A 12,161-nucleotide genomic window follows, 5' to 3' on the forward strand; every position below is an offset into this window, starting at 1 on the left:
TGGACTTTTTCAGTGGCCTCTCCCATGCGGGGGTTATTTTTGTTTTCATTAAAACGTTTAGGAAACCCGGAATTACCCATTTTTTCACTGTTTTGTCCAGAAGGTTTGTATCAACTATAATATCAGGAAAAAAGGCGCTGGTTCTTCTCGATTTTAAGCACACCTATGTACATGCATATCTATAATAATAAAGAATTTAAGGGTTCTAAAACTGCTTGCTTAGTATGTTTTTAAATGTCAGAAAGGAGAAATATAATGAATGATTCACAGGATTTTTATAAGAAACTTAAGGAGTGGGGAGTCAAAACAGAAGAGGAACTTAATACTTTCATTCAAGAATTCTTAAATAAAAAGGAATTTATGGTTTTTGCTAATCAGAAAGGTAAAGAAATAATGCCAGTTCTGAAGAAGCTGCAAAACAATATAGAACAGCTATCTGTCATTTATAATTTTCCGACTAAAAATGATGTAGCAGCTGTTGCCAAACTGGCCATACAAATAGAAGAAAAAGTGGAAAAAATAGAAGAAACTCTTACTGAGCTATCCCAGCAAATTAAAGAAATTAATTCCCAAAAAGCGGTTTTTCCTGCCAGTGGATTATTAGAAAATGCTCTTTCAGGGCTAAATGAAAAATCTGGAGCCCCGCAAAAAGAACCTCAGGCAGTATCACGCTTACAAGCTGTTTTAATTGAACGATTAGCAGCCAAAATTAAAAATAGAAAAATTGAGGGAGTTTATGATCCCGCTCGTATGAAAAAAAGTAAAAAGAAGAATATTCATGGATAATATTAAAAAACCATATGAGAGTAAATTGAAACATTTTCTTGAACTTTGGAAAGAGCCGTTGCCGGATATGGGACTGACAACCCGGATGGCAATCTGGAAGAAAAATAAAGCAACCCTTTGGTATTACATGCCCAAAGAAAAAAAATATAAAGTGCCCATTTTTTTAATATATTCTCTTGTCAATGAACCTATATTATTGGACTTAGCTCCTGGATATAGTTTAATTGAAGCATTTGTAAACCAGGGGTTTGAAGTCTATTTAATGGATTTTGGCATTCCAGGGTATGAAGACAGCGATCTCGGCCTGGACCAATATATAACAGATTATATCGCCAAAGGAGTGCGGCGGGCATTAAAGCATTCAAATGCTAAAGAAATAACAGTAATGGGGTTTTGTCTCGGAGGCACGCTGGCAGCCATATATGCATCAGTAGCGGAAGAGCCTATAAAAAACCTTATTTTGTCTGCAGCCCCGATTAATTTTGGGAAGGTACAAATCTTTGATCAATGGATGGAAGCTCTGCTTGAAGATTCAGCGGGATTTGAGGATATAGTTGACGTTTTCAAGATCTTGCCTGCAAATTCAATACAAGCAGGCATGCGAATAATTACCTCCCCCATTTACTTTGCCCATTATTTCTCATTGCTGGAAAAAGCGGATGTTAAAGAATACACTGAGCAATGGCGAAGATTCAATCATTGGGCCACTTCGTATGTGCCGATGACAGGTGCAGCGGTCAAACAGATTTTAAATGAACTGGTAAAGAAAAATAAACTGATTGAAGGCGGTCTTTTGATTTCTGGGCAGCAAGCAGAATTAGAAAATATATCTGCAAATATTCTCGTGATAGCCAATGAAAATGATCGCTTGGTTCCAGATGATATGATACTTCCAGTGATGGAGAAATTGACAACACATGATAAAAAATATCTGCTCCTTAAGAGCGGGCATTCATCTTTTACCAGAGGGGGCAAGCTTCCAGGTTATTTAAGAGAATGGCTGCCGCGAAGATCTGAAGCTATAGAGTAAATTAACATCCAGATATTTCAATCAAAATTGAAGAATTCCAGCAGCAGTATAGATTAATAAAACAGCTAAAATCCTGCTAAGATGGATTTTAGCTGTTTGTCGATCTTTTTATTTATTATTCAAATAAGCTCTCTTTTAGAGTTTTTACAATGAAGGACAAATCATTTTCTGTGATACAAAGTGGAGGTGCCAGCTGCAGGATATTATTAAAGCCTGCCACTGTATCTCCGTTCTTTCCGATAATCAGTCCCTTCTCCCTGCACCTGTCAATAATCCGTGTCACCTTTTCAAGCTGCAGAGGTTCTTTAGTTTCCTTGTTCTCTACTAGTTCAATCCCAATAAGAAGTCCTTTACCCCGGATGTCTCCAACATGCGGGTGTTTTCTTAAAGTCTGTAAATCCAATAGAAGTTTTTCTCCCAGTTCCTTTGAACGTCCGATTAAATTTTCACTTTCATAGATTTCCAGATTTTTTAACGCTACTGCACATGAAGCCGGATTCCCGCCAAACGTATTTACATGCCTGAAACGATCATATGCCTCGTTACCTGAGTAAGCTTCATATATTTCTCTTTTTACTGCTGTAGCCGATAAAGGCAAATATGCGCTTGTAATGCCCTTTGCCATCGTAATAATATCAGGTGAAACACCGTAATTCATAAATCCAAATGGTTTGCCTGTCCTGCCGAAGCCGCATATTACCTCATCACAAATCAGCAAGGCACCATGTTTTTCGCAAATTTCCTTCACTCTTGCCATATAACCATCTGGAGGCATCAGGATCCCTCCTCCGGTAATGATAGGTTCCATAATGACTCCAGCGATTGTCTCGCTTACCTCCCATGTCATCACACGGTCAATTTCTTCTGCAGAAGCGAGGGTTGCAGCATCAGTGGGATTTCTATAAAGATCAGGAGGAGCAACATGCAGGAATCCCTGGCCAAGCGGTTCGTATTTATACTTCCTCTGTGCCTGGCCAGTCGCAGCTAAAGCACCCATTGTATTTCCATGATATGACCTGTACCTGGAAATGAATTTATATCGGTTATGCCCTCCTGTTTGCTGGTGATACTGGCGTGTTATCTTAAAAGCTGCCTCGTTCGCTTCCGACCCGCTGTTGGAAAAGAAAATTACGTAGTCTTCTCCCAGCCATTCATTTAACTTTTCTGCAAGCTTAATGGCAGGTGCATGGCTTTGCGTTAAAGGAAAATAAGCGAGCTCCTTAAGCTGCTGATAAGCTGCATCTGCAAGTTCATGCCTTCCATAACCAACATTTACACACCATAAACCTGACATACCATCGAGGTAACGCCTGCCTTCACTATCTGTGATCCATGCACCGCTGCCTTCTTTGATTATCATGTGTGACTGTCCAGGTGCCGCCCCCTTCATGGAATGCCATAAATATTTTTCATCCAGTTCCTGAAGTGATTGAGTTTTCCCGGTATTTTGCATTCTATCAGCTCCATTCTTTGTAGAATTTCGTTAATACCTTGCTGTCAGCATTTTTTTTCTAGTGTAAAATTCCACACCATCTTTTCCATTTGCATGCAGATCTCCATAAAATGATTTTTTGTAGCCCGAAAAAGGGAAAAATGCCATCGGTGCTGGAACCCCGAGATTTACACCGAGCATGCCTGCATCAATTTCATCCCTGAACAGACGTACGGCTTTCGCACTATCCGTATAGATGCATGCACCATTTGCAAATTCCGATTTATTTGTCAATTCAATTGCTTCATCGAGTGTATTTACCCGTACAACTGAAAGAACGGGAGCAAAAATTTCATCCTTCCAAATTTTCATATCCGTATTCACTTCGTCAAAGATTGTCGGTCCAATAAAGTAGCCGCCTTCCGGACCATCGTCCTTTCTTCCGTCTCTAACAAGCCTTGCTCCTTGTAGCTCGCCATGCTGTATATATTGAAGTGTTCTTTCTTTATGGGCTTCACGGATTACAGGTCCAAGAAAGACATCCTTGTCAATGCCGTTCCCCATAATGATCCCATCTGCAGCCTGCTTAAGGCGGCTAACCAGTTCGTCCGCTGTATTTCCCACGGCAACTACAACAGAAGCAGCCATGCACCGCTCACCGGCAGAACCAAAAGCAGCCATTGTTATATTCCTCACAGCATTATCCATGTCAGCGTCCGGAAGCACGATTGAATGATTTTTAGCACCCGCAAGCGCTTGTACGCGCTTGCCATTTGCGGCAGCTGTTTTATAAATATACTCAGCTACCGGCTGTGAGCCGACAAAAGAAATGGCTTTAATATCTTCATGGCATAATAAACCATTCACTACATCATGTGCACCATGGACTACATTTAGAACACCATCAGGCAAACCTGCCTCCTTAAGAAGCTCAGCCAGTTTGTTTGCCAAAAGAGGCGTTCTTTCAGAAGGTTTTAGGACAAATGTATTTCCGCATGCGATCGCAAGCGGGAACATCCAGCAAGGCACCATCATAGGAAAGTTGAATGGTGTTATTCCGCCGATGACCCCAATAGGGTAGCGGTACATGCCAGATTCTATGCCTGTTGCAATATCAGGCAGCTGATACCCTTGCATCAAGCTTGGTACTCCTGAGGCAAATTCAATGCATTCAATTCCCCGGAGCACTTCCCCGTAAGCTTCTTCATAGCTCTTTCCATTCTCCTGAGTTACTAATTTTGCAAGGCTTTCCCAATTCTCGGTGAGAAGCTGATGATATTTGAACAAAATCCTTGCTCTTTGCGGAACCGCAACTTTACGCCAGGTTTTGAATGCTTCCTTTGCCGCTGCAACAGCAGAATTTAAATCTTCCTGCGAGGAAAGAGGCACCCTCGCCAATAGCTCCCCTGTTGCAGGGTTAGGCACATCCTCATGTTTTTCGCTGGAAGAATCCACCCACTTTCCGCCTACAAAATTCTTTAAAATCTCAACTGCCGGCTTTGTAACTGTCATGTTAATCCCCTCCGGAATAATGTCATATATATTGACTTTATTATAGTAGCCGCATGGATTAGCTTCATTAGACACTATGTAAAAGAATATAATCGAAATTCCTACAGTTTGTTGCACTGTGCAAGAAAATCGCTATTGAAATTCTTCAACAAAAAAACGATACTCAAAGGCAAGTATCGTTTTACATTTTTGGTATTTAAATTATGAATCTAAGACTTTATTTTCTCCCCTGCCAGCTAAGTCTTAGATTTCTGCCTTGAGCTTCAGGTTTTTTTTTGAGCTTGTCAAATATTCGTGTGCAAGCACCATGAATTCAAGCTCAAGCCGTTTCTCGGACTTCATGAAATTTTGGCCGAGAAGCTTTTCGAGTTTTTCTAGCCGATGATATAAGGTTTGCCTGACAATAAAAAGCCTGCTTGAAGTTTCCTGTTTAGACCCGCTGCAGGCGAGATAGGTTTTCAATGTCCTAAGTAATTCACCGTTATTCCGTCTGTCATAATTCAGCACTGGCTCAAGATATTCATTTACTGTTTCCTCCAGGTTGCTATGCTGTTTAACTAAAGATAAAATCCTGTGCATATGAAGATCCTGATAAAAATAGCTTTTGTTTTCTTCAGCAAGGGAATCCTGAAGAAGAAGTGTCTCTTTAGCTGTTTGATAGCTCTTATACACATCACCTAAATCAGTTACATATTTTCCAACTCCGTATGAAATACCAATTAATCTCTTTCTCCCGCTGTTTTCAGCTTTATTTATCCTGATAAAAGCATCAGTCATCCTTTCTTTCCAATTATCCGGATTTCGTTTATCGCCTAGAATAAAAATCAGATTATGCTGAATTTCAGTAGAAAATAGCTGAAATCCACTTTGTTCGAAAACCGTCCTGAACAATAATTTAAAATATGTGCGGTCTACTGAGGAGTTTTTATTGGAAGCTGCCTTAAGCTTGCAAATGCAGACCGTCCCTCCATTAAGATTAGTTTGCGGATGGCTGTATGAAAGCTGGCTGCGTATAACCTCTTCGCTATATTCGCCATCCAGCCAGCTTCTGATCCATTTGCTTTCTTCGGCCAGTTTTCTTTCCTCCACATATAAATCCCTTAAGAAATGCTGAGCAAGTGCAGTGGCTGTCCGATCTAAAATAATGAGATCAAATTCATTCAACATACGGTTTTTGGCATAAATGATCAGTTCTGCATAGCTTTCTCCAAGAATTGTGATTGTCTGTTTTAACATGGATGTATGCTGAATGCGGTCATATTCTTTTATCTGTTCAAGCAATAACAGCAGCTCTTTTCCCCTTATTATAGGAAAAGAGAGCGATTTATTGTCATTGAAAACAATTAATACCTGAAGATCCAAGTAATTTTGCAAAAACTTAAGTATTTGCTCATAATGGTCGATTTCCAAGAGATTTTTGTTCAGCTCCTGGGAATAATTTTCAATGTTTGAGATCAAAAGATATTGCTTATTAATGATGATGGAATGCAGATCGTGGGTTATTTCGACAAAGGGTACTTCATGATGAAAAAGGATGATAGGAAATTTGCTGCGGTCAGCTAATTCAATTGCTTCTTGAGGAATGTTAACAATATTGGTGCCCAATTCTATGCATATTCCAGAGGCCTGGGCTGCAATCAGCTGCTGTAAGAATGGCATAAATAATGATTCATCATCTTTCCAGCCAAGGCCGGTGGTAAGAATTAATTCATTTCCATTCAGCAAGTGGTTGACTTGGGTGGATTCTACAACATGCACCCACTTCACTAAACGCTGTATTCCTTGATTTCCTGCTGCTATGCAGCTTTTATCAAAGTGTTTTCGCTTTAAGATTTCTTCTATTGTAATAAAAGAATTCATTGCTGCAGCCTCATTTCCTATTATGATTATGATTGTTTCATATTATTATAATTATAATAAAAATCAGTCATCTCAGCCATAGGACTGTCAGTTTTTCTAACATCAAAAAGAGACATGATTTTCTTCATGTCTCTAAAATAGGATAAAAAGGGATATGGTTAGACATTTCCCGCAATATTTGCGGTAATTATTTTTTGTTGCTGTAAGCTGCTTCTAATAATAATACTGAGAAATATTTTCTGCCTTCTGCTGTTTTAATATGAAGCTGCTGATATTCATTTACTTCTTTAGATTTTTTAAAGTCTACAAACGCACCGCTGAGATTTTCAGTTATATGTTCTATTCTGTACCCTTGGTTCACCAGGTTATCAATCTTTTCTTTTTCCTCTAGGAACTCTTGGAAATCTGACATTCCGCACACCCTTCCCCACATTTTAAGCAATCAGCTGACTTAGGCCAGGCGAAGTGGCTCAGTCTGGAAAAGATTTTTCTATAATGAAAGTTCTTCTACCCTGATTTTAGATTCTTTTCCGTATTTTGAGCGTTTAAGATAATTCCCTTTTCCTGGCTCCCCTACAAAATGCTTATTTTTTATGACAAAACTCCCCCTGGATAAAACAGTTACAGGCTCCCCTGTTATCTCCATGCCTTCAAAAGCGCTATAATCGACAGCAGTATGATGAGTTTCTGCAGAAAGCACTCTTTTTACGGATGGATCAAATATTACCAAGTCAGCATCTGATCCAACGGCAATCGTTCCTTTCTGTGGATAAAGACCAAACAGCTTGGCGGCTCTTGTGGCAGTGATATCAACAAATTGATTTAAGGTGATCCGATCTTTCATAACACCTTCTGAAAAAAGGATGCTCATTCGGTCTTCAATCATGGGGCCCCCGTTAGGTATTTTTGTGAAATCTTCTCTTCCCAAATCTTTCTGGCCTTTAAAGTCGAAGGAGCATTGATCAGAGCCAATGGTCTGCAGCTGACCGCTTTTCAGTGCATTCCATAGAAAATCCTGATGATGTTTTTCCCGAAGCGGAGGGGACCAGACATATTTTGCTCCTTCAAAGTCTGGCTTTTCCATGTAGGATTGATCTAGCACAAGGTATTGAGGGCAGGTTTCTCCCCACACTTCAAACCCTTTTTTCCTTGCTTCTATAATTTTTTCTGCCGCATCCTGGCAGGATACATGAACGACATATAATTGCGAATTCGCAAGGCCGGCAAGCTGAGCAGCCCTGCCCGTTGCTTCTCCTTCAATTTCGGGAGGACGGGTTAATGCATGATAAATCGGTTCAGTTTTACCTTCTACAAGTGCTTTTTTTGTTAAATAATCGATAACATCCCCATTTTCTGCATGTACCATCACCAATGCCCCATGTTCCTTTGCTGTAACAAGTGTCCGGAAGAGTGTTTCATCGTCTGCCTGAAAAACATTCTTATAAGCCATAAACACCTTAAAAGAAGTGATCCCCTCTTCTTCAACTACTTTTGGAATCTCATTAAGTACATCTTCATTTATCTCTGAAATCATTAAATGAAAACTATAGTCAATGACTGCTTTGTCCCTGGACTTTTCATGCCAGACATCGATGGCTTTTTTTAATGGTTCCCCTTTTTCAGTTAAACAAAAATCAATAATAGTTGTCGTTCCGCCGTAAGCCGCACCAATTGTTCCAGTTTCAAAATCATCTTTAGTAACTGTTCCGCCAAAGGGCATATCCAAATGTGTGTGGGGATCAATTCCGCCAGGAAAAATATAAGAACCGGCAGCATCGATTATTTCTGCACCCTCTGCATTGAGATTTATGCCTATAGCTGATATTTTCTCGTTTTCTATTAATATATCTGCTTTATAGACATCTGATGCAGTGACAATTTTTCCGTTTCGGATTATTTTTTTCATAGTATACCCTCCTATTTAACCAGGTCTCTTTCACCAAGCATTCCAATTGCACTTTGTCTTTGATTCCATGTCATCGGCGGCAGCTGCCTTTCTAGTTCAACCATATCAATTGCACCATCAACCGGGCAAACGATGGAACAAAGATTGCACCCCACGCAATCTTCTTCCCGCACACGCAAATAAGAGTTTCCATTTTCTCCGGTAAGAATATCAATACATTGATGTGAAGTATCTTCGCAAGCAATATGGCATTTATTACACTTAATGCATACTTCTGTATTGATTCTGGCTGCTACTTTATAATTTAGATCGAGCTCGCCCCAGTTTGAGTAGCGTCCAACGGATTTTCCTATAAGGTCCATGACTGAGGCCAAGCCTTTTTCATCTAAATAATTGGATAGTCCTTCTATCATATCTTCTACTATTCTAAAACCATGATGCATAGCCGCTGTACATACTTGAACTCCAGTAGCACCCATTAAAATAAATTCAACGGCATCCTGCCAATTGGATATTCCTCCTATTCCTGAAATTGGTACATCTATAAGTGCATTCCGGGCACATTCCGCTACCATATTCAAGGCAATAGGCTTAACTGCCGGACCGCAATAGCCGCCATGTGCCCCTTTTCCAGCTACATGAGGAATCGTATTCCAGGAATGTATATCAACCCCTGCAAGACTGTTTATCGTATTAATCATGCTGACGGCGTCTGCTCCGCCTCTTACCGCAGCTTCTGCTGTTACCGTAATATCTGTTATGTTGGGAGTTAACTTTACGATAACGGGTGAGCGTGCGGCTTCTTTTGCCCAATATGTCTGTTTTTCTACGAGTTCAGGTACTTGTCCTGAAGCGGAGCCCATTCCCCGTTCCGCCATTCCATGAGGACAGCCGAAATTAAGCTCAAAACCGTCTACTCCTGCATCTTCTACACGTTTAACAATTTCATGCCATTTCTCCTGTTTTGGCTCAACCATTAATGAGGCGATGATAGCATGATCCGGAAACCTTTTTTTAGTTTCATAGATTTCCTTTAAATTCACTTCAAGGGGTCTGTCAGTAATCAGTTCAATATTATTAAAGCCTGCTACTCTCTGGCCATTGAACCCGACTGCAGCAAAACGGGAGGTTACATTCAAAATTGGGTCTCCGAGTGTTTTCCATACAGCTCCGCCCCATCCTGCTTCAAATGCCCTTTGCACCTGGTAGCCTGAATTGGTCGGGGGGGCTGAAGCAAGCCAAAAGGGATTAGGTGATTTTATCCCTGCAAGATTAATGTGTAAATCAGCCATGTTATGCCTCCTTCTTAGCTATTTAGGCAGTTGCGGTTACTTCGCCTGCAAGACTTTTATGAACTTCATAGGCAGTCAGTTTTCCCTGCTGTGCAGCGGAGACCACCATTGCTTCACCCTGTCCTTTTCCAAAAGTCACATCACCGCAGGCATATACTTTATCGCATGTGGTTTTATATGAATCAGGGATAAGTTTAACTACTCCTCCTCTATGTTCAACACCAAATTCTTCTAATAAAGATATATAACGGGATTGTCCAATTGCTCTGATAACCGCGTCAATTTCCAGGGTGAATTCAGAGCCCTGCACTTGCAGCGGATTTCTCCGCCCATCGTCGCCAGGTTCACTTAAGATCATTTTGATGCATTCAATTGCAGATACCCTTCCCTGGCCATCAGAAATGATCCTTACAGGTGCAGTAAGCCATTGGAAATCCACATTATCATGTATCGCAAATTCGTATTCAAAGTCATAGGCTGTCATTTCATCAATAGATCGCCGGTAAATGATTTTGACGTCTTCTGCACCCAGGCGGACAGAACAGGTGGCCGCGTCTATTGCCGTATTTCCTGCACCGATTACCGCAACTTTTTTTCCTATTAAGTCTTTGGTAAGTGTTCCTGTTTTGGTAGCTTCAACAAATGAAATCGCATCATACACACCGTCTAATTCCTCTCCGTCAATTCCTAACTTTGGAACCTCAGACATGCCTATGGCAAGAACAACAGCATCATAGTTATCTAATATGGCTTTTGGAGCGATATCTTTGCCTACTGCCGTATTTGTCCTGATTTCCACATCAAGGTTTTTTACTTGCTGAATTTCCCAGTATGATATGCTTTGAGGGAGACGGAAAGAAACGATTCCGTATGTATCCATTCCTCCCGCTTTTTCCTTGGCCTCAAATATTGTGACCGAATGTCCCAAAATAGCAAGCTCCCTGGCAGCAGATAAACCGGCGGGGCCGCCCCCTATAATAGCTACCTTCTTCCCGGTCTTTTTTCCGGCCTTAAAAAGGACTGCTTCATTCCTGATCGCCCAGTCCGTTGCATATCTTTGAAGATCTCCAATCATGATTGGGGAAGTGGCATGATTAAGCACACAAGCTCCTTCGCATAGCTCTTCTGTAGGGCATACCCTTGAACAGCTTGCACCTACAGGATTTGCAGTCATAATTGTTTTAGCCGAACCTTTTAAATTGCCGGATGCAATTTTTTTGATGAAAGAAGGGATATCTATATCTGTAGGGCAAGCTTTAATACAAGGGGCATCATAGCAATATAAACATCGATTTGCTTCTTCAATAGCCTGCCGGTTTGTCAAAGCAGGTTCAATTTCTTCAAAATTCCGTTCCAGCTGATGCAGAGATATTCTTTCAGCTTTATTCATGAACGTTCTCCCTTCTTGGCTATTTTTATATATTTTTTTATGGCAGCAAAGCCGTCATTTCTTTATAAGTTTCCGGCCGGCGGTCACGGTAGAATTGCCAGGCATCCCTGACTTCCCTGATTAGCTTCCTGTCCATTTCCCCAACAATAACTTCATCTTTATCTCTGCTTGCCATGGCAACAAAATTTCCTTTTGGGTCTGCTAGGTATGACTGGCCATAAAACTCTCCCATATTCCATGGCGCTTCGGTACCCACCCGATTGACTGCGGCAATATAGTATCCGTTTGCTACTGCATGTGCAGGCTGTTCCAGCTTCCATAAATACTCAGAAGTGCCAGCTACCGTCGCGGACGGGTTAAAGACAATTTCTGCTCCTTTCAGCCCAAGAAGCCGTGCACCTTCCGGAAAATGCCGGTCATAGCATATATACACACCAATTTTGGCGTAGGCGGTATCAAACACTTGATAGCCAAGATTACCAGGCTTAAAATAATATTTTTCCCAAAATCCGCAGCCTTCTTCTCCTGCTGCAACATGCGGAATGTGGTTTTTACGGTATTTGCCCAAATAAGAGCCGTCTGCATCAATGACAGCGGCAGTGTTGTAATAGGTGGCTATTCCCTCCCGTTCATAAATTGGAAGAATGAGAACGACACTAAGTTCCTTTGCCAGTTCCTGAAAAAATTTTACTGTTGGTCCATTTGGTACTTCTTCAGCTGCATCGTACCATTTGGTTTTTTGTTCCGCACAGAAATATGGACCATAGAAAATTTCCTGAAGGCAGATGATCTGCGCCGATTTCTCTTTTGCTTTCCTGATTAAATCCACATGTTTCTCAATTGCCCTTTTTTTATGGACTTCCACTGGCTCATCTCCATGAATATCATTTGCCGCTTGTATAAGCCCAATCATCACTTTATCAGTCATGAAAATCCCTCCTGTTTTCAAATTA

Annotated in this window: 10 protein-coding genes; 2 read left to right on the forward strand and 8 right to left on the reverse strand. The window is 40.9% G+C overall.

Features of this window, described 5'->3' with window-relative positions; all coding sequences use genetic code 11:
* Positions 1-255: 255 nt before the first annotated feature.
* Both BIV59_RS01305 and BIV59_RS01310 read left to right on the forward strand, forming a co-directional pair.
* Positions 256-786, forward strand: a complete 531-nt coding sequence (locus BIV59_RS01305; protein WP_071349631.1) for a hypothetical protein — start codon at positions 256-258, stop codon at positions 784-786.
* Positions 779-1,816, forward strand: a complete 1,038-nt coding sequence (locus tag BIV59_RS01310; RefSeq protein ID WP_071349632.1) for an alpha/beta fold hydrolase — start codon at positions 779-781, stop codon at positions 1,814-1,816. The genes BIV59_RS01305 and BIV59_RS01310 overlap by 8 nt, the downstream gene beginning before the upstream one ends.
* Before the next feature lie 115 nt (positions 1,817-1,931).
* On the opposite strand, the gene BIV59_RS01315 is transcribed toward BIV59_RS01310, so the two are convergent.
* From BIV59_RS01315 to BIV59_RS01350, 8 genes are all read right to left on the reverse strand, one after another.
* Positions 1,932-3,269 (reverse strand): aspartate aminotransferase family protein, encoded by a 1,338-nt coding sequence (locus BIV59_RS01315; protein ID WP_071349633.1) that lies wholly within the window; start codon positions 3,267-3,269, stop codon positions 1,932-1,934.
* Positions 3,270-3,299: 30 nt separating this feature from the next.
* On the reverse strand, positions 3,300-4,760 hold the full coding sequence (locus BIV59_RS01320) for a CoA-acylating methylmalonate-semialdehyde dehydrogenase (RefSeq protein ID WP_071349634.1): 1,461 nt from the start codon (positions 4,758-4,760) through the stop codon (positions 3,300-3,302).
* Between the two features lie 243 nt (positions 4,761-5,003).
* Positions 5,004-6,620: a PucR family transcriptional regulator gene (locus BIV59_RS01325; RefSeq protein ID WP_071349635.1), complete on the reverse strand. Its 1,617-nt coding sequence runs from the start codon at positions 6,618-6,620 to the stop codon at positions 5,004-5,006.
* Between the two features lie 187 nt (positions 6,621-6,807).
* A complete protein-coding gene (locus BIV59_RS01330; RefSeq protein ID WP_071349636.1) occupies positions 6,808-7,032 on the reverse strand; it encodes a hypothetical protein in 225 nt (74 codons plus the stop codon).
* 78 nt (positions 7,033-7,110) lie between these two features.
* On the reverse strand, positions 7,111-8,526 hold the full coding sequence (hydA, locus tag BIV59_RS01335; RefSeq protein ID WP_071349637.1) for a dihydropyrimidinase: 1,416 nt from the start codon (positions 8,524-8,526) through the stop codon (positions 7,111-7,113).
* A gap of 11 nt (positions 8,527-8,537) precedes the next feature.
* Complete coding sequence (gene preA, locus BIV59_RS01340; RefSeq protein ID WP_071349638.1) at positions 8,538-9,818, reverse strand: NAD-dependent dihydropyrimidine dehydrogenase subunit PreA; 1,281 nt, start codon at positions 9,816-9,818, stop codon at positions 8,538-8,540.
* Between the two features lie 22 nt (positions 9,819-9,840).
* Entirely contained in the window at positions 9,841-11,208 is a 1,368-nt protein-coding gene (locus BIV59_RS01345; RefSeq protein WP_071349639.1) for an NAD(P)-dependent oxidoreductase, read from the reverse strand.
* A 37-nt stretch (positions 11,209-11,245) separates the two neighbouring features.
* The gene (locus tag BIV59_RS01350) at positions 11,246-12,136 is read right to left on the reverse strand and encodes a nitrilase-related carbon-nitrogen hydrolase (protein ID WP_071349640.1); all 891 of its coding nucleotides are present in this window, start codon (positions 12,134-12,136) and stop codon (positions 11,246-11,248) included.
* Positions 12,137-12,161: the final 25 nt, after the last annotated feature.

Source organism: Bacillus sp. MUM 13, from assembly GCF_001866725.1.
In the GTDB taxonomy this organism is placed as follows: Bacteria; Bacillota; Bacilli; order Bacillales; family DSM-1321; genus Peribacillus.